Origin of the sequence: Bacteroides sp. 3_1_23 (assembly GCF_000162555.1) — a bacterium.
In the GTDB taxonomy this organism is placed as follows: Bacteria; Bacteroidota; Bacteroidia; order Bacteroidales; family Bacteroidaceae; genus Bacteroides; species Bacteroides ovatus.
Map to the genome: position 1 here is coordinate 795,665 of NZ_GG774949.1, position 26,799 is coordinate 822,463.

13 protein-coding genes and 1 pseudogene are annotated in these 26,799 nt (G+C 45.1%); 12 read left to right on the forward strand and 2 right to left on the reverse strand.

The window, feature by feature from the left end; all coding sequences use genetic code 11:
• Nucleotides 1-4 precede the first annotated feature (4 nt).
• From HMPREF9010_RS21255 to HMPREF9010_RS21235, 5 genes are all read left to right on the forward strand, one after another.
• Nucleotides 5-685 carry a DUF4843 domain-containing protein gene (locus HMPREF9010_RS21255; protein ID WP_004302823.1) on the forward strand — a complete coding sequence of 227 codons (681 nt, stop codon included), beginning with the start codon at nucleotides 5-7 and terminating at the stop codon, nucleotides 683-685.
• 16 nt (nucleotides 686-701) lie between these two features.
• Nucleotides 702-2,369 carry a PKD-like family lipoprotein gene (locus HMPREF9010_RS21250; RefSeq protein WP_008646933.1) on the forward strand — a complete coding sequence of 556 codons (1,668 nt, stop codon included), beginning with the start codon at nucleotides 702-704 and terminating at the stop codon, nucleotides 2,367-2,369.
• A 15-nt stretch (nucleotides 2,370-2,384) separates the two neighbouring features.
• Nucleotides 2,385-4,733, forward strand: coding sequence for a zinc-dependent metalloprotease (locus HMPREF9010_RS21245; protein WP_008646934.1), 2,349 nt, complete (start codon nucleotides 2,385-2,387; stop codon nucleotides 4,731-4,733).
• Nucleotides 4,734-4,758: 25 nt separating this feature from the next.
• Entirely contained in the window at nucleotides 4,759-6,816 is a 2,058-nt protein-coding gene (locus HMPREF9010_RS21240; RefSeq protein ID WP_008646935.1) for a DUF5117 domain-containing protein, read from the forward strand.
• Between the two features lie 80 nt (nucleotides 6,817-6,896).
• Entirely contained in the window at nucleotides 6,897-7,670 is a 774-nt protein-coding gene (locus HMPREF9010_RS21235; protein WP_008646936.1) for a radical SAM protein, read from the forward strand.
• A 343-nt stretch (nucleotides 7,671-8,013) separates the two neighbouring features.
• Here HMPREF9010_RS21235 and HMPREF9010_RS21230 read toward each other — a convergent pair whose 3' ends face one another.
• Both HMPREF9010_RS21230 and HMPREF9010_RS21225 read right to left on the reverse strand, forming a co-directional pair.
• Nucleotides 8,014-11,985: a hybrid sensor histidine kinase/response regulator transcription factor gene (locus tag HMPREF9010_RS21230; RefSeq protein ID WP_032852436.1), complete on the reverse strand. Its 3,972-nt coding sequence runs from the start codon at nucleotides 11,983-11,985 to the stop codon at nucleotides 8,014-8,016.
• A gap of 8 nt (nucleotides 11,986-11,993) precedes the next feature.
• The gene (locus HMPREF9010_RS21225; RefSeq protein ID WP_008646938.1) at nucleotides 11,994-13,427 is read right to left on the reverse strand and encodes a sialate O-acetylesterase; all 1,434 of its coding nucleotides are present in this window, start codon (nucleotides 13,425-13,427) and stop codon (nucleotides 11,994-11,996) included.
• Nucleotides 13,428-13,693: 266 nt separating this feature from the next.
• Between HMPREF9010_RS21225 and HMPREF9010_RS21220 the strand changes: the two genes are divergently transcribed.
• From HMPREF9010_RS21220 to HMPREF9010_RS21190, 7 genes and pseudogenes are all read left to right on the forward strand, one after another.
• Nucleotides 13,694-16,966, forward strand: coding sequence for a SusC/RagA family TonB-linked outer membrane protein (locus tag HMPREF9010_RS21220; RefSeq protein WP_008646939.1), 3,273 nt, complete (start codon nucleotides 13,694-13,696; stop codon nucleotides 16,964-16,966).
• Between the two features lie 29 nt (nucleotides 16,967-16,995).
• A pseudogene (locus HMPREF9010_RS21215) lies at nucleotides 16,996-18,807 on the forward strand (RagB/SusD family nutrient uptake outer membrane protein).
• Nucleotides 18,808-18,827: 20 nt separating this feature from the next.
• Nucleotides 18,828-20,642 carry a heparinase II/III family protein gene (locus HMPREF9010_RS21210; RefSeq protein WP_008646940.1) on the forward strand — a complete coding sequence of 605 codons (1,815 nt, stop codon included), beginning with the start codon at nucleotides 18,828-18,830 and terminating at the stop codon, nucleotides 20,640-20,642.
• 24 nt (nucleotides 20,643-20,666) lie between these two features.
• A complete protein-coding gene (locus tag HMPREF9010_RS21205) occupies nucleotides 20,667-22,598 on the forward strand; it encodes a heparinase II/III family protein (RefSeq protein WP_008646941.1) in 1,932 nt (643 codons plus the stop codon).
• Nucleotides 22,599-22,613: 15 nt separating this feature from the next.
• Nucleotides 22,614-23,795, forward strand: coding sequence for a glycoside hydrolase family 88 protein (locus HMPREF9010_RS21200; protein WP_008646943.1), 1,182 nt, complete (start codon nucleotides 22,614-22,616; stop codon nucleotides 23,793-23,795).
• A 12-nt stretch (nucleotides 23,796-23,807) separates the two neighbouring features.
• The gene (locus HMPREF9010_RS21195; protein ID WP_004316116.1) at nucleotides 23,808-24,281 is read left to right on the forward strand and encodes a hypothetical protein; all 474 of its coding nucleotides are present in this window, start codon (nucleotides 23,808-23,810) and stop codon (nucleotides 24,279-24,281) included.
• A 29-nt stretch (nucleotides 24,282-24,310) separates the two neighbouring features.
• Complete coding sequence (locus tag HMPREF9010_RS21190; protein ID WP_032852585.1) at nucleotides 24,311-26,350, forward strand: fimbrillin family protein; 2,040 nt, start codon at nucleotides 24,311-24,313, stop codon at nucleotides 26,348-26,350.
• The last annotated feature ends 449 nt before the right edge of the window (nucleotides 26,351-26,799 follow it).

Genomic DNA, 26,799 nt, shown 5'->3' on the forward strand with positions numbered 1-26,799 from the left:
CATTATGAAACGTATTATATATTTTGTTTTAGCTATTCTTGTTTGCGGCATCTATGTGGGATGCAGTGAAAACGAGATAGACTTATATGACCAGACACCTCGTATCAATTTCTATAGTAGCACACATGTCCGTACTTTGGTTGATACGGACTATGTGAAGATAGATGACCCTTATGCTGTAGACAGTTTTACGGTAAGAATACAAGGGGATCTTTTGAAAGAGAATCGTGATTTCTGTGTGAAAGTTACCCCGAATAGCGATTATCAGAATTCAGTAGATGTACTATTGGAAAGCAAGTATACATATACTGAACTTGATACGGTTTGCCAGGTATTTTACTATAAGATTAACCGACCGAAAGTAGAGTCCGGTAGAAATGTGTATGGTTGTTACTTGGAATTTGATTTGGATAACCCTCTCCATCAGTTTGACAAAGGATTGGTAGAAAAGAATCAGGAAGTGTTAAATGTCAGGTGGGAACTGAAGCCGGATGAGTGGGAAGATTGGATATTTGGCAGTTATAGTGATAATAAGTATATGTTTATTATGGATGTATGCCAACGTGTGTGGGATGATCTGGAAGATGAGGATGTTGACAAGGTCAAACAAGCTTACAAAGAATACATTGAAGCAGGAAATCCTCCTATTCTAGGCGAAGACGGTGATGAAATTGATTATGAATAAGACTAAAAGAAATGTTATGAGAAAATATATCATCTATATAGCAAGTTTTGTCGGATCGGCTTTATTGCAAACAGGCTGTTACGATGACAAGGGAGATTACGATTATCATGATGTAAATACGATGGCTATCGTAATACCTGAAACGAAGGTACGTATGCCTAAAGAGGAAGCAGTGGAAATTTCAATTATACCCGAGATTTCTCAGACTTTGGAGCAAAATGAGGAAAACCTTGTGTTTCAATGGAAGAAAACAATCGAAGGAAAGAAAGCGGGGTCGGACAGACTTAGTGATTATAAAGATTATTCCGTAGGCAAAGAATGTAAAGTAACAGTCGAGCCTTATGAATCGGAAAATATAGGTTTAATGTTGGTCATTACGGATAAAAAGAATGGAACAACCTGGTATCAGATAGGTGAAGTTGCAATTATTCGTCCTTTAAATCCTTGCTGGTTTGTATTGCAGGAAAAAGAAGGAAAGGGAGTATTAGGAGCGATAGAGGGTACTCCGGAAGGATATTATGTTTATCCGGATGTCTTTAAATCAGAACTGAATCAGTCATTTCCGTTAGAAGGAAAACCTTTGGCGGTAAGTGCAAGAAAAAATTATGGAGATTCGTTTTTAAGTAGTATGCTGGGTTTTTTTGGTTTTAAAGTAAGTCCGGCGTTAATGGTGGTAACCGATCGGGGCTTGGCCTTGTTGACTCCAAGTACTTTAATAACGAGATATCCGTCGAATAAAATACTTTTTGAACCAGCGGGAAAAGGGGAACCGTTGAATATTGAGTTCTATAAGATGAGTACTCATGGTGAGTTGTTTGTGAATAGTGGAAAAGCATATTGTGCTCCTATGGATGGATTTTGTGTACCTTTCTCGGTAAAAAAGGAAAGTGAGTTTCCTGCTATTTCTGCTTATGGTTCGTATGGAGGAGGCTTTTTGTTTTTTGATTCTGAAAGTCATCGTTTTCTTAGTGCATCTATTCCGGGTTATTATGATTATATGATGAATCAGGCTACTCAAAATATACGTAATTATGGTACTAAATGGAGTGACCAGAAGCCTGTATCCACGTATTCAATGTCAGACGAATCTAATTTGTTTGATCCGGATGTAATTGATCCGTCTTTAGAAATACATGATATTGTTACGGGTGGAAATTGGGGAAATTTTGCTTATGCGATTGCTTCTCCTCGGAACGGAAAAGAGCTGACTGTGTTTAAATTCAGTGCGCAAGATGAAGATCCGATTTGTGCTGCCCAGTATACGATTGCCTTACCGTCCGAAGTAAATGTAGAAACAGCAAAATTTGCAGCTTCTTACGCGTATACGGCAAATCTTATATTTATGACATCGGGTAATAAATTATATCGCATTGATCTTGATCGCGGAAGGGCAATTGAACTTTATACTTATGAAACTGATCCGTCAGCACAGATAGTTGCATTGAAATTTAAAGATTTTGAAAGTGTGAGAGAGGAAGATGACGATGAGGAGACTGGTGAATATAAGGAGAAACTCGGCATGTCTCTCGGATTAGGCATCAATACAGCTGATAAAGGTGTAGTTGTAGAATTGCAACTGACAGTGGCAGGTGATGTATCCCGCGAAGAAAACAGCATTTGTGTTTACGAAGATCCCGAGCAACTCATTGGGAAGATTGTTGATATTAGCTATAATTATGAATAGTATAAATCGCTCTTTATGCTAAAAGGAATTATCAGTGCAATATTTCTTGCAGTTGCCTGTACTTTTTTGTACGGGCAACAGCCAAATATGGCTACTTTTCTAAAAGAAGGAGCACCAGTGGAAGTTATTCCCGGTATGTTTACTACTTATCGAAGTGGTAAACATATATATTGGGAAATTCCGGATTCATTGATTGGACGTGAATTTGCCGTAACAACTACTATCTTGACTGCTCCTGCCCGTCCGGATCGGGATATGGAGAAGAAATTCGGATATTCGGGTGATATGATAGGTCCGGTATTCTTCAGTTTCAGGAAACAGGGTGATGAATTGTGGATAGTAGATCCGTTGAATGAAAGGATTATTGAAAATCCTGCAGGGATATATGCAAAGATTGCTGCCCAACGTGGGAATAGCAGACTTTATAAAAGATTGCCGGTCAAAGCAAAGACTCAAGGAAGTAGTTTGATAGAGATTGGCGAGGTATTAAAAGATTTCCCTTTGTTTACGCTCGATATTGTATCTTTTGATTTATTGGTAGGTTCACGTTTAAAAGAGAAAGATTGCATCAAGGAAATCAAGGGATATGACAACCGCTTGTTGGTTCATATATCACGGGCTTATCGAAGTTCGTCAATAGGAATGCCCGGCAAACCTGTTTCTCCGTCTTATATTGGTGATTGGGATACGGGTGTTTGCATTAAATTATTATCAAAAAAGCCATTGGAAGCAGTTTCTGCAAATAGCGGAGCCTACTTTTCCATCGGCAAGGAATGTTTTCAAGGCGATCAGCCCGCTGTCCGGAAAGCTGTTATCAAACGGTGGCGTTTGGAGATAAAGCCGGAAGACAAGGAAAAGTACATGAAAGGGGAATTAGTGGAGCCGATACAACCTATTATCTTTTATATAGATCGCAACACGCCGGAAAAGTATATTGGTTGCATTATTGAGGCAGTACGTGACTGGCGTCCTGCTTTCGAGCAAGCCGGATTTAAGAATGCCATTGATGCACGATTGGCTCCCACTGCCGAAGAAGATCCGGATTTTAGTATTTATGACAGTACTTATCCGTTTATTTCATGGAAGATATCAGGACAGAATAATGCTTATGGGCCGACTCCTTGTGAATCCCGGTCCGGAGAGATTATTGCTTGTCACGTCGGTATTTTCAGCAGCGTGTTGAATTTGGAGCAAAAATGGTATTTTGCTCAATGTGGAGCCAATGACCCGCAGGCATGGAACATAGAATTTCCGGACTCTTTGCAATTGGAACAGATAAAACAAGTATTCATTCATGAAGTGGGTCACACATTGGGATTGGAACATAACTTTCTGGGTAGTTCCCATTATTCCATAGACCAGTTGCGTGATAATGACTTTTTGAGTCGATATAGTATAGGAAGTTCCATAATGGACTATGTACGATATAATTACGCTTTGCGTCCTCAAGATAAGGTTGATTTGAAAAACAGGCGGGTACGTGTCGGCGAATATGATAAGTGGGCTATTGAATGGGGATACCGTATATTTCCGGGTAAGGATGCTTCTGAAAGAGAAGAGAACAGAGAGCGTTGGAATCAGGAAAAACAGAAAGATCCTTCCTTGCATTTTTCAGGTGGGATAGATGTACGGGCGCAGGCGGAAGACTTAGGTAATGACCATGTTATTGTCAATACACAAGGAATAGAGAATCTGAAATATTTGTGTGAACATCCGGATGTCTGGCATGTAACGGACAAAACGTCTTTATATGTATTACAGGGGCGTTATGAAGCGGTATTGAATCATTATAAACAGTGGGTACAGCATGTTTTGTCGCATTTGGGCGGAAAACGTCTTGCGGAAGCCGATGATGAGAATATTTATATACCGGAAAAGGCTGATTACAATAAGAAGGTGATGAACTTTATACAGACTTATGTATTACAGCCTCCTGCGTGGATGTTTAATAAATCGTTTACCCATAAATTAGAAATAGATGCCAGTCAAGAATTCGACCGTTTTTATGAGGAACTTATGTCGGAAATAATCCGTTCTCTTCGGAAGGTGGAAGAATCAGAGAATGCTTGTGAGGATATGTTATCTGTAAATGAGTTTTTGGAAAGTATGCATGAAGGGTTATTCGTTGAATGGACTGATAATGTTCCTGTAAGTGAAGCGAAGCATAAGATACAGACGCTTTATGTAAATAAACTCTGTGATTTACTGGATCGGTCGGAAAAGATAACCTCCTCGAAATTATTAGTTTCTGTTATGCAAGCTTTGAATAGAATTAAGAAAGAGGGGCTTGATTATAGTAATAGGGTAGCAGAACCGGTTGCTAAAAAACGTGCTATGTTCCTGGTAGATAGCATTATATTTTAAGGATGAAAAGCAAATAAAGAGGCTCATGAATAAAAGAAAATATGTGATTATTATATTGTTGTGTATGGCCGCATGGCTCCAGGCACAAGATTCCGTCAAAGCGTTTGATGAATTCTTTGTCACCGGAATGAAAAAAATAGAGGGTGTATTTCCTGTATATGTAGCGGAGAAGGAGGTTTATCTGGAAATACCCCGTGAATATATCGGGCGGGAGATTGAAGTTCGCGGACAGATAGATAGAGGCTTCGATTTACTGAATCGTCCCGTTACCGGTTTGGGGGTAGTACGCATCATGTCTCCTGATAAAGCTACGATTTGTTTCCAAAAGCCGTTTTATACAGAGCGTATTCTGGATGAAAAGAGTGTATATCAGCGGTCGTTTTCGTTGTCAAATATACAACCTGCCGGTGATAGCTATCCGGTAGTGGCTTATTCGAAAGAACAAGGAGCCATTATCCGAATAACAAAATATCTGATAAATGGCAATGACTGGTTCAGCTATAATCATGGTTTTATCCGTTCGTTGGTTCCGGAACTGTCAGAGGTAACAAAAATACATCCTTTTGAAGGAGGGGTGTCATTTACGGTCAGGCGTTATCACGGGGTTGAGGCGGAAAGATATATGTTTTCCAGTTCTGCCATTATATTGCCTGAAGGCAGTATACCTTTGGAGGTTACTTGTGTAGTACGTTTGCTCCCTCAAAAGAAAGATCAGATCCGCCTGGCAGATCACAGGATACCCTATCAGACATTGACTTTTAAAGATTATTCCCAAGATCCTTATTGTATGGTAGAAGATTCATTAATTCTTCGTTGGGATATGTCGAAACCGCTTACTTTTTATGTAGATACGCTTTTTCCGAAGGAATATTTTCAAGTTGTGAAAGAAGGAATATTGGTATGGAATACTGCATTCCGCAAGGCAGGTATCCGGGATGCTTTACAAGTGAAGTATGCAGACAGCAAGATTATTCCGGCCGAACAGCGTGCTTTCGTTTCTTATGATTTGATGATGCCGGGGATAAAGAGCGACTTTACCTGTCATCCTCGTACCGGAGAAATACTGTCATGTCGGGTGAATATCGGACATGGATTTCAAAAAGGAAAATTGGATGACTATTTGTTGAGTTGTGGCGCTTCGGATCCGCGTATCATAGCCGACCGTTATGCAAAGGAAGTGGAAAAAGAGTTGTTGCAAAATGAAATAACAGGGGAAATCGGGCATCTTTTAGGTTTACGCGGAAATCTGTCCAAAAACTCGTGCGGAACGACTGTGAAAGTAGGGGAAGATGCTTGCCGGGCTATTTATTTTGGTTATAATCCTCTCAAAGGAAGTAGGAATTGCTATGATGAACGGGAGCAACTCCGTCGATGGATAGATAAAAACCTGCCGGATGGGACCCATTCTCTTCCTCCATCCGATTATGCAGCAAAGGTGTCAAATCTGCAGATTATACTAAATCAATTGGATAAGATTGTGTATAAAGGAGGAAAAAGGGACAAAGGAAGTTCACTCACTGATATATACAGGAAGGCTATTCGTCAATATGGAAGTTACCTGATGGGAATAGCTGAAACAGTGGGAAGTTCCCAACCGGCAGATGCACAACATCAAGCAATGCTCGAACTGGATAACTATTTATTTCATCCTGTAGAAAAGATGGAATGTACGTATGTAAAAGAGAATTTACTGGAAGCAAGAAATAACATTCTATATCCGGAATTGGTAAAGATGTTCAAGCACTTACTAAGTATAGAAACAATATCGGCTCTTAGATTGCAAGCATTACATAGTAATCAAAAAGGATATAGTGATGACGATTTCTTCCGGGATTTGTATAAAGGGCTGTTTAATGATTTTGATCCGTCGGCTACTGTAAGCTATGAACAAATGGATATCCAGTTGATATGTCTGGACGCATGGTTGGATATAATACAGGAAAATGCAAAACATACTAGTACAACGAAGCGTTTAAAGGATGAATTGCATAGTCTGTACAACAGATTGGAGAAGCTTAGTACGATACATCCCCAGGCAGAGGTGCGTGATATGTACACTTTACTCATGGGAAGAATTAAGTGAAAAAATAGTCGTACAGATAGGATAACCTGTAAGTTTTGGGTTATCTTTGCTATGATTTATGAATAAATAAGTAGAATAAGATGACTATTATTTTTCCTTCACCCATCTTCGGCCCTATTCATTCCCGCCGTTTGGGTGTTTCTTTGGGAATCAATTTATTGCCGGATGACGGTAAGGTCTGTTCGTTCGACTGCATTTACTGTGAGTGTGGTTTCAATGCCGAACATCGTACGAAGAAGCTTCTTCCTACCCGTGAAGAAGTCCGCACGGCTCTCGAAGAGAAACTGAAAGACATGCAGGCAAACGGTCCCGCTCCCGATGTACTGACCTTTGCCGGAAACGGTGAACCGACTGCGCATCCCCACTTCCCGGAAATCATAGAAGATACTCTTGCGCTTCGCAATAAGTATTTCCCAAAAGCGAAAGTAAGTGTATTGAGTAACTCTACATTTATCGACCGTCCTGCCGTATTCGAAGCACTGAACAAGATAGATAATAATATCCTGAAACTGGATACGGTGGATGAAGAATACATTCATCTGTTGGACCGTCCTAACGGAAAATACTCTGTTAAGAAGATCATCGAAAAGATGAAAGAGTTCAAAGGAAACTGCATCGTACAGACGATGTTCCTGAAAGGAGGTTATCAGGGAAAAGACATGGATAATACATCCGACAAGTATGTGCTCCCCTGGATAGAAGCAGTGAAAGAAATCGCTCCCCGTCAAGTAATGATTTATACGATCGACCGGGAGACTCCCGACCACGATTTGCAAAAGGCTACACATGAAGAGTTAGACCGTATTGTGGCTTTATTGGAAAAGGAAGGTATTCCGGCAACAGCTTCTTATTGAAATATAATTCAACAGGGATATATTTCTAATAGATAATACGTAAGAGAGTTAATATAAGAGGGCGAATTAATAGAATTCAGAAGTTTTACTTCCTATTCTATTGCTCGCCCTTTTATTGGCTTCATGAGCTGTTTCAGCCTATTCTGACAAGGGTATATTCTCACTGCGATGAGAAATGTACTTCCCTGATAATTGAACTGCACCCCAAAAGTTAGACACAAAACTTTAGGAGTGCAGTTTTTTATGCGACATTCATTTGAAGAAAAACTCAATATTGTGAGCAAAGTCAAGAGCGGTCAGCTCATTAATACCTCTTTGGTTGTTCGGTTTCTTATATGAAAGGCTAGCTTCCTTTCTTCACATAATCTTTCGGCAATATCCCGAACTGTTTCTGAAAGCAGCGCGCGAAGTATGAAGGATTATTAAATCCTACGATGTAGCAGACTTCGTTAATCCGGTATTCCCCTTCCCGCAAAAGTTCTCCGGCTGTTTTGAGCCGTATCAACCGGATATAGTCATTGGGCGGCATTCCGGTCAATCCTTTCAATTTGCGCTGTAAGTTGGAACGGCTGATAGCCATTTCTTCCGCCATCTTATCAATGGTAAATTCTTCATTGGTGAAATTGCGGGTAATGATTTCATTGATTGTGTTCAGCCATTTCACGTCTGTTTTGTTCATTAATGTCTGGTCGTACGACATATTCGGTACCGTTGTAAAGTGGTTGAAAAGCATACGTCGGTTTTCCAGCAGATTATTGATGGTGGCTTTCATGTGACTTAGCGAGAAAGGCTTTTCTATATAAGCGTCCGCGCCATAGTCGAGACCCGCAATTTTTGAATCGATGCTGTCGAGTGCCGAAAGCAGAATAAACGGGATATGACAAAGCATATTGTCGGAACGGATGGACTTTAACAATTCGAATCCGTCCATGTGGGGCATGACGATGTCGCTGATAATAAGATCTACTGTCGTTGTCTCCAGACATTCCAAGGCTTCCTTGCCATTGGTGGCTGTATGGATGGTATAGGTATTTCCCAGATTTTTAGCCAGAAACTTCAGCATATCCGTCGTGTCTTCCACTACCAGAAGAGAGTAACCGGCGGGTTCGCCCTCTTCCTCCGAAGCGGGAACCTTGTCGGGCATGGAAGTGATGGAAGGGCTGACAGAGATGCTTTTCTCCAAATACGGAATTTCCACACATACCTCGCATCCTTCCGTATAGCCGGGATTGATATAAACCTTTCCTTTATGCTTCTCCACCAACAATTTGACGAGACTCAATCCGATTCCCACTCCCGATCCGTTGTTTCCTGTATTTCCCACCTGATAAAACGGTTCGAAAACCTTGCTGCACTCCTCTTGCGGAATACCCGGACCGTCGTCACGCACACACAAGGAGAGCGTGCGCCCTTTAGAAGACAGATGTTCGTCCATAATTACCATAATGCGGGTACGGGCATATTTCATGGCATTTGTCAACAGGTTGCTGACAATTTTAGTCAGCGCCTCTTGGTCTACATTATATTGCAGGTGCTCTTTCGGCAGAGAGACGCTGAAAGATATTCCGGTCAGGGAGATGGCACGGAAACGGTCGATGATGTCCTCTATCATCCGGTTGATATCCACTTCATTGAATGAAAGCGTATAACCTTCCTTGTCCACTTTGCGGAAGTCGAGCAATTGTTTGATAAGCTCCATCAACCGGTTGGTGTTCTTCCGTATCACAGACAGGTTGCTTTCCACTTCACTGTTCCATTCATGTGTTTCCAGAATAGCTTCCAGCGGAGCTTTGATAAGGCTTACCGGAGTCTTGATTTCATGCGCCACTTGAGTGAAGAATGTAATTTTCGACTGGAACAACTCCTGATTCTTTATTTGTTCCATCTCTTTCATCTTTCTTATTTTCACAGCCTGCTGCTTACGTAAATAAAGCTGTACCAGGAAATATGCGAGACCACATGCAATTAGTAAATAGAAAATCTTGGCGTAGATCGTCTTCCAGGGTGGAGGAAGAATTTCAATATGCAGGCAACAGTCGTCATTGCTCCAATATTCATCGTTGTTACTCGCTTTCACACGGAAAGTATATTCACCCGGAGGCAGGTTGAGAAAAGATACGTTATGTTTATCCGTGTATATCCATTCTTTGTGAATACCGTCCAGTTTGTAGGCATATAAATTCTTGCTGGGAGCCACATAACTAAGACTTTCGAACGTGATGTCGAACGACACCACCTGATAAGGAACAGTTACCTGTCCGCTAAGAGCAGGTATACGCTTGCTAAGGCTTACTTTGTCGTCGGGGCTATGCATATATACCGCCGAGATAGACGCTGTAGGTCTTACCTTATTAATAGATAATTTGAACGGATAGAAACAATTGAACCCGTTCACCCCACCGAAATAGAATTTCCCGTCACTGGCTTGCAGGGAAGAACGGAAATTGAACTGGTTGCTTTGCAATCCATCCTCGATGGTATAGAGTTGTGCCCGTTTGTTTTGCGGCTCATACCGGATCAGTCCCCTGTTGGAAGAAAGCCAATAGTTACCCGATTGATCGTCCAGTATGCCATAGATGATATTGTTCGGCAGATTCTCTTTGGTGGAGAAGTTTTCAAAACGGTCTTCCTGATAGTGATAACGGCAGATGCCACCGCCTTCAGTACAGAACCATAGATGCTGTTTATGATCGATATACACACGGATTACCCAGTTGCTGCAAGGAGAATCAGGATTTGCCGGGTCGTTGCGATAGTTGTGCAGTTTGCCGGTTTGGCGGTTGTAACGCCAGATACCGTCCCTTTTGCTTGCCAGCCACAAGTCTCCGTATGGGTCTTCAACCATGTCATAGATAAAGATATGGCTTAAAGGTTCCAATGTCCGGAAAGAATCACTTTCCGGGTCATACTGGCAGAATCCGGAGAGCGTTCCCAGATAAATGCTGCCATCCTTCGTTTGATAGATGGAGTAGATATGGTCGTTAGGAATTGAATGTGGGTTTGCGCGGTTATGGCGATAGTTTTTCATTTTTCCCGTTTGAATATCCAGGATATATAATCCACGGGAGAAACTGCCAATCCACAATTTTCCTTCATTGTACAACAGTGCATGGATATTGTGATAACCGATATTAGGGTTACTGCTTCTCAACAGATGGTTTTTAAACTTCTTCGTGCGGGGATCAAAGAGATTCAGTCCCCCGTCTTCGGTAGCAATCCAAATGTTTCCGTCGGGATCTTCGCAGAATTGGCTGATTACATTTCCCGAAAGAGAATTTTCCGTACCATTGGGATAATACCACTCAATATCCTTATGCTTGGGAGACAGGTAACTCACCCCACTGAAATACGTCCCGATCCAGATTCCCCCCTCCCTGTCCTGATAACAGGCATAGATACTTTCTTTATTTTGTCCGTCGTCGGTAGGCAGACATTCTCCTGTCGTGGTGTTGAAAGTATAAAGTCCGTCGTCGGAGCTGAGATAGAAAGAGTTGGCCGTCCGTTGAAACAAGGTGCGGATGCGTGGAATGGTAAGCGTGTCCCCTTCTCCGAAGTAATAGCGGAATTGCCCTGTCTCTTTATTGAAACGTGCCAGTCCCCCGTACCATGTACCCGCCCATAATACTCCCTGCGAACTTTCCATCAAAGAGATAATCTCGTTGCAGGCAGGACGTCCGAAAGAAGTGCCCTCGGATATATATCCTGTGAAGTTGTCCGTACGTTGGTTGTATTTCGCCAGCCCATTCCGGGTACCTATCCAGATAGTCCCGAACGAGTCGTTATAAATCACCCATATGTGATTATCCGGCAGTGAATGAGGATCGGAAAGAGAATGCAGATATTGCCTCAACGTACCTTTTTTCTCGTTGTAGACAAACAGCCCGTTGGTTGTTCCGATCCATAACTGCCCGTCATTGTCGTATGCCATTCCGAAGACGCTGTTGACTGATGCCCCGTCTTCCGTCTGTTTATCGAATACGGAGAACTTCTCTTCCCACGAATCGAATAAATACAGCTTCTCCGTACTGGCCACCCAAATCTGATTGTTATCCTGATGGCGGCAGATCGTTACTATATTCATATAGCTGTTTCCGCCGTTTTCTGACGAATGTCCGTAGTTGGTGAACTCGATGCCGTTGAAACGATTCAGCCCGTCCTGCGTTGCAAACCACATATATCCGATGCTATCCTGAAGGATGCTCCGGACACAGTTGCCCGATAACCCCGATCTAACGTCATATTTCTTGTAGATATTGGCGAAGACCAGAGAAACCGATGCCAGCAGTATACATATAGATAAGATGGATCGTTTCATAATTTCCTTTATTTCACGTCGTCCCACGTATCCGTGCGGAACGGGAAAGCACTCAATCCGAAAGTATTCCGCAGCGTGATATTTCCCACATAATTACGGAAAGCATAGCGCACGGCAACCGGTTGGGCTACCTCTTCACTCCACACTTCTACTGTGTTGGTACGTCCTACAATCTTTGCTTTCGCCGGATAGAACTTCTTGTCCGCTCCCGCAATCTCAAATCCTTCCAGTTCGGAGAAAGTAGGGAACAACCCCGCAGGTGCATTATCGAATGTCACTATGGCCTTTTTGTCCGCATAGTCCACTTTGGTCATCGTCGGACCGTTGGATGGTAACCGGCGGATACCGTATGTTTTAGTCAATGCAAGTGTAGCCAACCGAAGTCCCACTACATCCTTCTGTGGCGGATGGATGCAAAATTCATCACCAATATCCGTAGTGGGCACCATGCCCGAATTAGGAATCGTTTTCAGTGCTTCCATCTGTGCTTCACGCAATAAAGCAGCCCCCGTATTGCTGCTGTTTTCATATTTGTAAGGAGCGATCTGCACATAATAGAAAGGCATATCGGGAGCCTCCCATACATTTCTCCATAGCTGCACCATAGCAGTCATCATCGGAGCATAGAATTGATAGTTGGATATATTCGATTCTCCCTGATACCAGAGGAAACCCTTTGCCGTGAAGTTCTTAACAGGCCATAACATCGAGTTGTACAGACATTCCAAACGCTGGTGCACCCCTCTTTTAGGATTTTTGGCAGCTTCAATGTTCATACCTTCCACGGTTTTCAATGTCGGTTCATCCATCCATGCTTCAATCGCCGAACCTCCCCAACTGTTGATAACCAGTCCTACCGGGAGATGGAGACTTTCAGTCAGTTGGCGGGCAAAGAAATAGGCGGCGGCACTGCAATCAATGCTCGTTTCGGGTGACGATACTTCCCATTTTCTTTTCTCGAAATCTGTGCGGCGTTCTGTATCATTGGTTCTCGGTACGGTAATAAAACGAATACGGTCGCGATAATTTCCCGAGTTCAGCAGCGTTTCAAGTGAGTGGTCAATGGGTTGTGCTGCATTTCCCATCATACGCATTTCCATGTTCGACTGTCCGGAGCAGATCCACACCTCCCCTATCAGTATATCCGAGAGAGTGACCGGAGTGCCGTCACTGATCGTAATAGAATAAGGAGTATATCCTCCTTCGGGAGTGTCTACTTTTACCAGCCAGGCCCCGTCTTTATCCGTAGATGCCTGATAAGTCCGGTTGTTCCACGAAGTGGTGACAGTTACTTTTTTGCCGTCCGCCCAACCCCATAACTTAACGGAGCTGTTCTGTTGAAGTACCATGTGATCTCCCATCATTGCAGTGAGTTTTACTTTGCCTTGTGCAATCGGCAGGAATAAAAGTGATAAAATAAGAAGTAGAAAATGTTTTTTCATACTGTTTTTATTAGATATTCGACGAATAATTATTAGGTATCAGGCAAAAATACAACCTATTTTTAAATATGGAATAAAACTAGCTAGTCATTTTCTGATAAAAGCTGGTCGAAATCTTAAAAGCTTGTTTTTCCTTTCCATTCTCCGCTGAATTTTCTTAATTAGTGGCATCAATCGCCTAGACAGTATTATTAGGTTGGTTAAATATCCCATTTCTTTGCATTGTGAGTATTTAACAACCTAATTGTTTCATTAAATTTAATAAAATGAAAAAGAAGCACTATCTATTATTTTTATTGGCTTCGCTCTTTTTACTGACAGATGTGGTGTGGGCACAGACATCTGCTACAGTAAGTGGAGTAGTGATCGATGAGAATGGAGAAACCCTGCCGGGTGTTTCCGTCGTCGAAGTAGGTACAACGAACGGTGTCCTGACAGACCTGAACGGGCACTACACCTTAAAAACAACTTCTGCCAAACCTTCTGTTTCTTTCAGTTACATTGGTTATCAGACCACCACGCTTCCCTTGAACGGACGCACGAAACTCGACGTCCAGATGAAGGTGGAAACGAAAATACTGGATGAAGTAGTGGTAGTGGGTTACGGTGTGCAGAAGAAAGTGAACCTGACCGGCTCCGTGACTTCCATCAACTTTGCCGACCAGACGGAGGGACGTCCCATCATGAGTGTTTCTTCCGCTCTTTCGGGACTCGCTGCCGGTATGAACGTGACGCAGGCTTCGGGACAACCCGGATCGGACGGCGCCACCATCCGCGTGCGTGGTAACGGTACGTTCAATACCAACTCCCCATTGGTACTGGTAGACGGTATTGAATGGAGCATGGACAACGTGAACCCCAACGACATTGAAAGTATCTCCGTACTGAAAGACGCTGCCTCAACAGCTATTTACGGTACGCGTGCCGCTAACGGAGTGATCCTCATCACCACCAAAAGCGGAAAAGGTAAACCGCAAATCTCCTATTCTTATTCGGGAGTCGTGCAGATGCCTTACAACAATCTCTCTTTCGTAAGCGACTACGCCCGCTATATGGGACTGGTCAACGAGGCTTGCGAAAATGTGAATACCAAAGGTATTTTCTCGCAGGAAAGCATTGACCGCTGGAGGGCTGCTTCTGCCGATCCGAACGGACTGAATGAGTACGGAGTGCCCAATTACGTGGCCTATCCGAACACAGATTGGTTCGACGAAGTATTCGACACCGGATATTCGCAGGAACACAACCTCTCTGTCTCCGGCAGCTCGGAGAAAGTGAAGTATATGCTCTCTTTGGGCTATCTCGACAATCAGGGAGTCATGAACCGCTGGAACCTCGATTCAAGTACGCAGAAAATCAATTTCCGTACCAATCTGGAAGCCAAGATTGTGAAATGGATGACCGTCGGTACCCGCCTTTACGGACAAAAGCAAGATTACGGGATGGCAAACATCAGCAATGGATTCAAGTATCTCTACCAGACTACTCCGGGCGTATATCCGGGCGAACCGAACTACTGGGGACGTCCCGCACTGGCAAGTGAAGAATCTTCCAATGCCAATAATATCTTCGGGCAGATGGCGGGAGCTACCGGTTTCAATACCGTATGGCGTCTCAACGCTTCAGTCTACGGAATTATCACTCCTTATAAAGGTCTCAACATCGAAGGTACATTCAATTATTCACCGACATTTACTGACAAGTCTTCCTATAGCCGCCAGAATGGTTATTGGGACTACGTGACCGACCAACGTGTCAGCGAAAGCGCACTGGAGAACGCTTCCATTACCAATACAAGCGCGCGCACCTGGCGTCAGAGTGCCGAAATACTGGTACGCTATCAAACCACCATCAAGAAAGACCACGATCTGGGCGCACTGCTCGGATATTCCGCACAGGAATATTACAGCAAGAGCTTTGCCGTTTCCCGTAAAGGAGCTACTGACTGGACACTGAACGAATTGAGCACCTATGAAACTCTCGTCAGCTCTTCCAGCTCGGCACCTGCCAAGTGGGGACTGCTCTCTTACTTCGGCCGTGTCAACTACGGATATAAAGGACGTTATCTCTTCGAAGCCAACCTTCGTGCCGATGCCTCCTCCCGTTTCGGTGTGAACCAGCGTTGGGGGTATTTCCCTTCGTTCTCCGGTGGATGGCGTATCTCGGAAGAATCGTTCATGCAAGGAGCATCGGACTATCTCTCCAACCTGAAACTGCGTGTTTCCTGGGGAAAGACAGGTAACAACTCTACGGGCAACTACGACTGGCAGGCAAACTACGCCACAGGCAATGTCGTAATCGATGGTGAAGGAACCAAAGGACTGGTACGCAAGAAACTAAGCAACGACAAACTACACTGGGAAAGTACCGCCACCACCGACATCGGACTTGATTTCGGCTTCTTCAACAACCGCCTGACGGGTGAGATAGACTATTATAATAAGTATACTTCGGACATTCTTTACCATCCCGAACTTTATCTTTCGATGGGTGTCGTAGGCTCTGCTCCCGAGAATCTGGGTGAAGTGCGCAACCGCGGTGTTGAATTTACCCTGAACTGGAACGACCGTATCGGAAAAGATTTTGAATACCGGGTAGGTATGAACTTCTCTTTCAACGCCAACAAAGTAATGAAGTTCAAAGGCGAACTCCAGAAATACTGGACGTATGATGCGCAGGGAAACAAAGTCAGCTATGTCAATAACTTCAGTGATGTGTCTGAATCCGGTTTCGGAGGTTATATCTGTGAAGGTCGACAACTGGGGGAAACCTATATGTATAAGGTGTACAGAGGTTCCGGCGAAGGCTATACCGGAGGTGCGGTGGATATCCATGCGGGACCGAAGGACGGAATGATACGTACGAAGGAAGACATGGTATGGGTACAGGCCATGATTGACTCCGGTTATTCATTCGGAGGAATGAAGACGATTGCCAAAGACCAGCTTTGGTATGGTGACATTCTCTATGCCGACAGCAACGGTGATATGAACTACGGTGATACCAACGACCGGGATTTCTCCGGACACACCAGTGTCCCGAAATTCAACCTGGGTTTCAACTGTGCCTTCTCTTACAAGAACATTGATCTCTCCATGTTATGGTCGGGAGCTTTCGGGCATTACCTCAACTGGAATACGGATTACTACAACTCGACACTGGTCAGCCACGGATATGGCATTATCGAGCATATCGCCGATAACCATTACTTCTTCGATCCATCCAACCCGGACGATCCGCGCACCAACCAGTCGGGCAAATATCCCCGTCTGACATACGGTACTACCTATAATAACAGAATCCAGAGCGACTGGAACGAATATAAGGCCGACTATTTCAAATTGAAGAATATCCAGATCGGCTATACGTTGCCGCAGCGGATTTCCAGTAAGTTCTTTGTAAGCAAGCTCCGTGCTTTCGTGTCGATGGATAACATCCTGACGATTACAAGTTACCCGGGACTTGATCCGGAAATAGGAACTGAAATCGGCTACCCATTGATGCGTCAGATCTCTTTTGGCGGACAGATTACCTTTTAATGATGTAGAACTAAAAAACAGAATCTGATATGAAAAAGATATTAATGATTTTAACGATGGCTCTGGCTGCTACTTCTTGCATGGATATTCTCGATGTGGCCCCGGAAGACCAGATCGCAAGTGAAAACATGTGGACTACGGAGGAGCTTGCCGACAAGGGAATGGCAGGACTCTACTATCCGTTCTATGCCACCCAACTCTCGTCTACCCAGCTCCGGCGTGCCGATGGTTTGAACCGTCAGGGAATCGAAGCCATGAGCTTCGCAACCGATTATTATTCCAACAACTATCCGGTGGAACTACTTTCGCTGGCTACCAAACCTGCCAATGACTTTCAGGTGTGGTATGAATGGAAGTTCTGTTACACCATCATCCATGCGTGTAACGATGCGATTGCCAATCTGCATAAAGCGGATATGGCTGCCGGTAAACTGGCGCGTTATCAATGCGAAGCCCGTTTCCTCCGTGCGTGGGCCTACAATCGGCTGAATATGCTTTATCAGGGGGTTCCCGTTTATCTGGACCCCATCAATAATGAAGACTGTACGCGTGGTCAATCTTCGGTAGATGAAGTCTGGCAAGTGATTCTGGACGATTTGACGTATTGTATCAATAATCCCGATTTCCCCCATAACACGCTGAACGAAAACTACGGACGCCCCTCCAAGGGAGCTGCTTATGCGCTTCGTGGCATGGTGTATATGTGGAAGAAGCAATACAAGGAAGCGGGCAACGATTTCAAAGAAGTGGAAACCTGTGGCTACGGCTTGTGGACAGGCGAATATGCCGACTTCTTCAAATATGAAAACGAAAAAGATAAAGAAATGATCTTCTCGCTCCAGTTCAGCGAAGAAACCGGTTATTGTGATAACATTCAGCAAATGACCGGTGCCCGCGATACGTATGATGGCTGGACGGAAATAAAACCTTCCGCAGACTTTGTGGACTACTATAAGAACGCCGACGGATCGGACTTCAAATGGTCGGAAGTGGACGGCCTGCAAGACTGGGACTTGCTGACTCCGCAACAGCGTGAAATCTTTTTCTGCCGTGACGGATTGGAATCCATGTCTTCACAAAAGAATGCCCTTATCAAACGGGTAGGCGAAGATATCTATCAGAAATATTACCTCAACAGTGGTAATGAAGCCCGTATCAAAAAGGCGTATGACAACCGTGACCCGCGTCTGCAACAGACCGTCGTCACTCCTTATGTGCCGGTGGACTGCTACAAGCCTAATTATGCAGGAGATGCCAACCAGATCGGTAAACAACTCCGTTGGCCGTTGAAGGAACAGGGAACGAATGGCGGAGACTTCTGGCTCGATAAACGTACTTCTGCTTTCTACTGCTATCGCAAGTACAATGAGTTTGAGAAAGGCCGTTTGATTAGCCGGAGCCGTTGCCATACCGACTGGCCGTTGATTCGCTATACCGATGTACTGTTGCAGTATGCCGAAGCATTGGCGCAGACCGATCAGTTGGGAGAAGCCATCCGTTTGGTGAATAAAGTACGTACCCGTGCCCACATGCCCGCACTGACAGAGGGCGGAAGCGGTCCGTGCGCAGTGAACGGAAAGGAAGACATGCTCGAAAGGATACGTTACGAACGTCGCGTGGAATTCTGCCTGGAGGGAATTAACTTCTTCGACGAAGTACGTTGGGGAACCTACAAAGAAACCAAATTCCAGGGGAAAGACGTGAATGGCGGCAAGTCCTGATGGGGCGATATGGTAGAGTATAACTGGTATTACACCGATTACATGTGGCCATGGACTGCTCCTATCGTTGAAACGCAAAAGAACCCGAACCTGACTAAACGAAGCGGTTGGGCGTATTAATCATAAAGATTTGAATAAGGATGAAGAAAATACTTTTACTATTACTCATTTTTGTATCCGGTTGCACAGGTGTATTTGCGCAACAGTTTGACTATGGCAAGATAGCGCCTCATCCCCGGCTGTTATTGCCGGAGGGTGGAGAAGAAGTTATCAAGAAAGCTATTGCGGAGTATCCCCCGTTGGCAGCAGTTCACCAACGGATCATGGAACTTTGCGACCGGACACTTACGGAACCACCTGTGGAACGTATCAAGGAGGGCAAACGCCTGCTGGCGATTTCGCGCATCGCATTGAAGCGTATCTATTACCTCTCATACGCTTATCGTATGACGGGAGATCAGAAATACGCTCTCCGTGCGGAACAGGAGATGCTGGCCGTTAGTCATTTCATCGACTGGAACCCTACTCATTTCCTGGATGTGGGTGAGATGGTAATGGCATTGGCTATCGGTTATGACTGGCTGTATGACTCTTTGCAGCCCGACACCCGCCGGGTGGTGCGCGAAGCAATCATCGCGAAAGGGTTCGACGCGGCAAAGAACACCCGTCATGCCTGGTTCTATACAGCCAAGAATAACTGGAATTCCGTATGTAATAGTGGATTGGCGTATGGCGCGCTGGCTCTTTTTGAAGAGATTCCGGAGGTATCGAAAGGCATCATAGAGAAATGCATGGAGACAAATCCGAAAGCGATGGTAGGTTATGGCCCCGACGGAGGTTATCCCGAAGGGTTCGGATATTGGGGGTACGGGACAAGTTTTCAGGTAATGCTCATTGCTGCGTTCGAAAGTGCTTTCGGCACAGACAATGGGCTCTCCCAAGCCCCCGGCTTCATGGAATCTGCCCGTTTCATGCAGTATATGACGGCTCCGAGCGGAGACTGTTTCTGTTTCTCGGACTCTCCGGTAGAGGCAGAGTGTAATATGATGATGTTCTGGTTTGCAGGCAAGGCGAAAGACCTTTCCCTGTTGTGGATCGAACGTCAGTATCTCGACCGCCCGGATATGCAGTTTGCCGAAGACCGTTTACTGCCCAGCCTGATGGTGTTCTGTTCACAGCTCGACCTGAACCGGATCGGAAAGCCGAAGAAAAACTTCTGGTTTAACCGTGGAGATACGCCTGTGTTTATCTACCGTGGCGGATGGGACAGCAAGAAAGATACCTATCTGGGAGTGAAAGGAGGTTCGCCCTCTACCTCTCATGCACACATGGATGCCGGGTCGTTTATCTTCGAGAGAGACGGAGTGCGTTGGGCGATGGACTTGGGGATGCAGAGTTATATCACACTCGAAAGTAAGGGAGTGGACCTGTGGAATATGTCGCAGAACGGACAACGTTGGGAAGTATTCCGGCTAAGCAATATCGCTCACAATACGTTGACGATTAACGGAGAACGCCATTTGGTAGAGAGCAATGCCCCGATCACCCGTACTTTCGAGTCGAAGAAACAGAAAGGGGCGGAAGTAGACCTGTCGAGTGTGTTTGCCAACAGCGTGAAGAAAGCCGTCCGCACCGTGATATTGGATCAGAAAGACCATCTGGAAGTGACCGACCGCTTGGAGACGGGTGACAAGGAAGCTACCGTATCCTGGATTATGGTCACTCCGGCGGAAGCCAAAATAACGGGCAAGAACCGGATGGAATTGACCAAAGACGGTCAACGGATGCTGCTGACGGTAGATACCGATACGGAAGTAGAAATGAAAACCTGGTCGAATGTGCCCCCGCATGAATATGATTTCCACAATCCGGGAACCATTCGCGTGGGCTTTGAGACGGTGATTCCTGCCAATCGTACCGCGCAACTGAAAGTACGACTTATTCCTTTGAAGTAGTAATACAAATAAATTCATTGAACCATGAAAACGATTCTTTTTAAAACAATCATCATAGCTTTCTTTGTGGGAACAGCCGTTAGTTGTTCCGATGAAGATGAGAACAGATTCCGTCCGGGATCTACCCATGAGAAACCGAATCCCACGGAGCCGGAGGGTGGACTGGATTATTCCAAACTGACCGCGGATAATCATCCCCGCCTGTTGATGAACGCCGAGGCTTTCACTGCATTGAAAGCCAAAGTGGATGCCAATTCGAGTGCCAATCTGACCTTGCTCCATAATACCATTATGGGAGTGTGCAACAGCAAAGGGATGAACGCCACGGCACTGACTTATAAATTGGATGCCAGCAACAAACGTATCCTCGATGTGTCTCGTGATGCATTACTGCGTATTTTCACCTGCGCTTATGCCTACCGGATGACCGGCGATGCCAAATACCTGACTAAAGCGGAAACGGATATCAACGCTGTCTGCAACTTTCCCGACTGGAACTCGAAACGCCACTTTCTCGATGTAGGCGAAATGGCTACGGCTGTTGCGTTCGGCTACGACTGGCTCTACAACGAACTAAGCGCAGCCACCCGTACAAAAGCGGCCAACGCATTGTTGAAGTTTGCCTTCCAACAGGCACAGAACAAGAACTGGAACCTCAACTTCTACGAAGCCACCAACAACTGGAACCAGGTTTGCAATGGCGGGCTGGTCTGTGCGGCACTGGCTTCTTATGAAAACAATCCTTCCGAAGCAAAGGACATGATTGAAAAGGCGTTAGAATCCAACAAACCTGCATTGGAAGTGATGTATTCTCCCGACGGCAACTATCCGGAGGGCAGCGGTTACTGGTGTTACGGCACGCTCTATCAGGTATTGATGCTTGCCGCCCTCAACAGTACGCTCGGCACGGATAACGGGCTTTCCGATACACCGGGATTCTCCAAGACGGCAGAGTATATGCTGTATATGACAGGCTTGAACAGCAAGTTCTTTAATTATTCCGACTGTGCCCCCTCTTCTACCGCGGCATTGGCTTCGTGGTGGTTTGCCGATAAATACAGTAATCCGTCCTTATTATATAATGAGCTGAAAATGCTGAAGAACGGCGAATACGCTTCCTGTGCCGAAAACCGCCTGTTGCCGATGATTATGGCGTTTGCCAATAATCTGAATCTGGACGCAATCTCCGCTCCTTCCAATAAACTATGGAGTGGAAAAGGGGAAACGCCTGTGGTGATGGTACATACCGACTGGACATACACCGATACGGACAAATACCTCGGAATCAAAGGCGGCAAGGCAGGTTCGAGCCACGGACACATGGATGCCGGTTCGTTTGTATACGACGCGTATGGAGTACGCTGGTCGATGGATTTCGGTCTGCAAAGTTATACAACGCTCGAGTCGGTATTAGCCGGCTTAGGTGGTAATCTTTGGGATATGGGACAGAACTCGATGCGTTGGGATGTATTCCGTTTGAATAACTTGAATCATAGCACGATCTCAATTAATGATGCCCGTCACCGGGTAAATGGGGCGGCTACGCTGACTACTACTATCAATACCACTACGGAATTGGGAGCCACTTTCGATCTGACAGAAGTAGTGTCCGATCAGGCTGCGTCCGCTACCCGTACCGTGAAAATCGTGAACGATAAAGATTTAGTGGTTATGGATGAGATCAAGGCGAGAACGGATAAATCCGCCAAAGTACGCTGGTGCATGGTGACGCCTGCCGTTCCGACGGTGGAAAGTAACCGCATCGTACTAACGAACGGAAGCAAAGTGATGTATCTCACAGCCAGCGGAAGCGTGAAGCCTACCTACAAGCAATGGAGTACCACCAGTGAGAACTCTTATGACCAGGCTAATCCGGGCACCTATATGGTCGGCTTTGAAGCAACGGTCACCGCCAATCAGACCGCCACATTTACCACAACCCTGTCCCCCAAATAAAAAAGAATGGAACGTATGAGAATCCTATTAATATCTATACTCGGACTTTTGACATTGGCCTCCTGCACGAAGCAGGAGCCGATGGAGGCATTGATTGACCGTGTATTTACCGTTGCAGAGCAACAATACACGACTATGGACACCCGCCTGACAGAAAAGACACTTCCCCGCACGTTCTCTGCCGACGGTGAGTTTGTTCCCTCGAATATTTATTGGTGGTGCAGCGGCTTCTATCCCGGTTCCCTCTGGTATATCTACGAATATACAGACAATGAAGCAGTGAAAACACTGGCCGAGAAGAACACGCTGAAACTCGACTCTATACAATACGTGACCAGGGATCATGATGTCGGTTTCCAGTTGAATTGCAGTTATGGCAATGCTTTCCGGCTGACAGGTAATGAGGCTTATAAACAAGTGCTCTATCAGGGCGCCAAATCCTTGTCAACCCGCTTCAACCCTATTGCCGGTGTGATTCGTAGCTGGGACTTTGTACGCAAAGGTTGCGACTGGAAGTTCCCGGTGATTATTGACAATATGATGAACCTTGAACTGCTGTTGTCCATGTCGAAAGCCTACGCCGACGACTCCTTGCAGAACATTGCCTGTACGCATGCCAATACCACTATCCAGCATCACTTCCGGGATGATTATTCCACGTATCATCTGGTGGATTATGATCCTGAAACGGGTGCAGTGCGCGGCAAACAAACGGTGCAGGGCTTCTCGGACGATTCCTCCTGGAGCCGCGGACAGGCATGGGCCTTGTATAGCTATACGATGATGTTCCGCTTGACGGGGTATCAGAACTATCTGTTGCAAGCCGGACATATTGCCGATATGCTGCTCCGCCGTTTGCCTGCCGACGGTATTCCTTACTGGGATTTCGACGCTCCGGTAGAAGAACAGACCTATCGGGATGCTTCCGCTGCGGCTATCATGGCCTCCGCCTTTATCGAACTAAGCCGTTATATCCCCGGCACGGAAGCCAAGGAATCTTATCTTGCCATGGCAGAAAAGCAACTCCGTACGCTTGCCTCGAAAGAGTATCTGGCAGAACCGGGTACGAACGAATGTTTCATCCTGAAGCACAGCGTGGGTGCACTTCCTGATAAAAGCGAAGTGGATGTCCCCCTGACGTATGCCGATTATTACTTTTTAGAAGCGTTGCTGCGGTATAAGAATCTACAAAAATAAAACTAATACAATATGATTATGAAGAACTTACATATTAGCATGGCATTTATCTTCGTACTACTGCTGATAACTGCCTCCTGTTCGGACAAGGATGATTCGGCTCCGCGTGTCATTCCCACCATGAACCTGACAGTTTCGGAGATTGCGGACAATACGGCTCTGATTACTTCCGAGCAGCAAACAGGAACTACGTTCGGAGCGAAAGTCATTGAATTCTATCCGGTGGCCGACATCGGCTTTGACTATAATATTGAAGTGAAACTGGTGAAATTTGTAGAAGAGAACGGAGAACCCGTATCTCTGCCCTATACACGCAAAATCACCGAAGGATTACGTCCGGGAGTGAATTACATCAGTGCGATCATCGCCTATAATGCCGAAGGACGTGCCGTGTGTTCCGCTTTCCAGACCTGGAAAGCTTCAGGAACGGAAGGCGCATGGAGTGACGGCGGTTCTGCCGGTGATCTGGAAGAGAATGAATGGTAAAAATGGTGTAACTCAAAAGAATGAATGGTATGAAAAATAGATTATTTGCAATAGGTGCAATGATTCTCATGATGACAAGTTGCACGCAGGACGAACTTATTTCGTCCGATAACGGCAAAGAACCGGCAACGGCAGGTTCATGTCTGACATTGGTTGGACTCTCGTCTCCGCAGACGCGTGTTTCTATCGGTGACAAAACAGGGGATGTTTATCCGGTGATTTGGAGCGAAGGGGATGCCTTGGGTGTTTTCTCCCGTACGGCAGGGACCGACATCAATAATGTGCAGTCTTTATTGAGTGATGAGTCGATCGGGCAGAACTCCGGCGTCTTTACTTCGGACGACGTGAAGATGGCGGAAGAAGGAGCTACGGAACTTCTTATTTACTATCCTTATCGAGCAAGTACGGAACTGGCCGAAAATGGCAACAAGATAACTTCTACCCTGTCTGTTGAGCAGGAACAAAGCCGTCCCGGCGATAGCCATCATATTGGAAAGTATGGTTTTGCGTTTGCCAAGGCTACGGTCAGCGGTCCGGATATGCTTGCTAAATTTACGTTGAACCATGCGATGGCTTATGTGAAATTCAGCATCTCATCCCAGGAGCTTTCTACGTACAAGCTAAAAAGTGTTTCTTTATATGACAAGGAGACAAAAACTCCTCTTTCCGGTGTATTCACAGCAGATTTGGATACGGACGAACTGACCTACGGTACGGATGTGAAACCGTATGCCACTGTTTCACTGACTACTCCCGAACTGCTCGCTTCCGCACAGGATATATACCTGACTACATATCCTGCCGATTTAAGTGGCAAAGAAGTGTACATTGTCATCACTCTGGAGAATGATCAGCAGACTGTTACCATTCCTATTCTCAAAGAAGGAAAGCAACTGAAAGCCAATGCTGTCAATACGATTGCTGTCAACAACCTGAAACTTTCGGATAACTCCTGCGAATGGTATGAGCCGGTAGAGACACGTTTATTGGCAGGAGGATGGGCTTATGGCGAGTCCAACTGTCTGTTGACGAATATTTCTACCAGTGGCGTGAGCAATACGATGAGTGTGAAAGCACGTGGTAACTTTATGGAAGTGGAAGAACCCAAGTATGCCAAGACTATTCTGGGTTGCGATTTGAACGTTAATCATAAGATGATTGCCGTAAATGGCTCTACTACGGACATCTCCCCTATTGGCAGTGATTACAATATTACGATCAATGCCTATAAAGTAAGCGGAGGCTATGACGGCGGTTGCGGTCAGGTGGCTATCTATGGAGCGGATCAGACTACCGTCATCTGGAGTTTTATTATCTGGATGACCCCTACTCCGGCAGAACACCCTTATGGTAATACGGGATATGTAGTGTTGGATCGTAATCTGGGTACTTATATGACGTGCGAAGGAGACAACTGGAAGCAAAACGGTGTTTACTTCCAATGGGGACGTCCTACGCCGGTCGGCTGGTCGGGAACCGTGGGTACTAATATACCTACCGAAGCCACCAACGTCCGCTTCTCTATAGAAAATCCCCGTGCGTTGCTTTATACCAATAATGTGGATAATACAAAATCCGACTGGTATCTGGGTGCATGGACCGGTGCACGTACCGATCGTAAAGATGACTTCTGGGGTAACCCGAATGAATCGAGCACTTATCTCAATCCTTCTGACGGTCATAAATCTATTTATGATCCTTGTCCGAAAGGTTACCGGGTTGTGTCTCCCCGAGTATTGGATGAGATAGAGCAGAAAGGAGAATTTGTGAAACAGAGCGCAACTGCGGTATTTAAATATTGCTATGACGGTACGAATTACGCATATTGGCCGTTGGCAGGTTGTAAGTGGGGTTCCAACGGCGGTAATAATGGCAACAATACAGGATTGGATACCGCTAAGGGTGCCGCTTGCTATTGGTCTAACTCATCGGCTAGCAGTTATGGAAATGACAAGGATCAGGGAGCTACTTCTCTGTATTATAAAGTCTCCGATAAGACCTGGACACATTCCTCCGGTCGTTCCCATGCATTCTCCGTGCGTTGTATGAAAGATACCGAGAATCGTTGATTCTCTTCATGGATTCTCTTCATTGAGAATATGAAATAGAATTCCCCGTTATATGAAAGTTTCTGCCTGTCTCCGGATACAAGGTACTTTCATATAACGGGGAATCTGTTCTGTTTTTAAGATATTCACGAAAAAAGGAAAGAAAGAAAAGGGCCAAACAGAAAATAAACTGCATGAACAATTGCAAGAATATGCATTATCTCTCTTTATCTTGTATTTATTTCCTTGAAATATGCACGATATGGTGTAACTAAACCATCCGTTTGCCGTAATCAAACCCTCCGTTTGGTTTAAACAAACCGTCCGTTTGCTATAATCAAACCATCGGTTTCTTTTAAAGGAAGCTAAACTTGGTTTTTGAAGAGGATATATTGAGCTGGTTTGTCTTTTTCTACTGCCTATTTATAAATAGCAATCTGATATATCCTTTGTGATATGATAGCTATTTA

Bases quoted from the DNA above. Each gene is read 5' to 3' on its own strand.
- HMPREF9010_RS21220 (WP_008646939.1), top strand. From the start codon at position 13,694: ATGAAAAAGAAGCACTATCTATTATTTTTATTGGCTTCGCTCTTTTTA.
- HMPREF9010_RS21225 (WP_008646938.1), bottom strand. From the start codon at position 13,427: ATGAAAAAACATTTTCTACTTCTTATTTTATCACTTTTATTCCTGCCG.
- HMPREF9010_RS21235 (WP_008646936.1), top strand. From the start codon at position 6,897: ATGACTATTATTTTTCCTTCACCCATCTTCGGCCCTATTCATTCCCGC.
- HMPREF9010_RS21230 (WP_032852436.1), bottom strand. From the start codon at position 11,985: ATGAAACGATCCATCTTATCTATATGTATACTGCTGGCATCGGTTTCT.
- HMPREF9010_RS21205 (WP_008646941.1), top strand. From the start codon at position 20,667: ATGAAAACGATTCTTTTTAAAACAATCATCATAGCTTTCTTTGTGGGA.
- HMPREF9010_RS21200 (WP_008646943.1), top strand. From the start codon at position 22,614: ATGAGAATCCTATTAATATCTATACTCGGACTTTTGACATTGGCCTCC.
- HMPREF9010_RS21190 (WP_032852585.1), top strand. From the start codon at position 24,311: ATGAAAAATAGATTATTTGCAATAGGTGCAATGATTCTCATGATGACA.
- HMPREF9010_RS21245 (WP_008646934.1), top strand. From the start codon at position 2,385: ATGCTAAAAGGAATTATCAGTGCAATATTTCTTGCAGTTGCCTGTACT.
- HMPREF9010_RS21255 (WP_004302823.1), top strand. From the start codon at position 5: ATGAAACGTATTATATATTTTGTTTTAGCTATTCTTGTTTGCGGCATC.
- HMPREF9010_RS21250 (WP_008646933.1), top strand. From the start codon at position 702: ATGAGAAAATATATCATCTATATAGCAAGTTTTGTCGGATCGGCTTTA.
- HMPREF9010_RS21240 (WP_008646935.1), top strand. From the start codon at position 4,759: ATGAATAAAAGAAAATATGTGATTATTATATTGTTGTGTATGGCCGCA.
- HMPREF9010_RS21210 (WP_008646940.1), top strand. From the start codon at position 18,828: ATGAAGAAAATACTTTTACTATTACTCATTTTTGTATCCGGTTGCACA.
- HMPREF9010_RS21195 (WP_004316116.1), top strand. From the start codon at position 23,808: ATGATTATGAAGAACTTACATATTAGCATGGCATTTATCTTCGTACTA.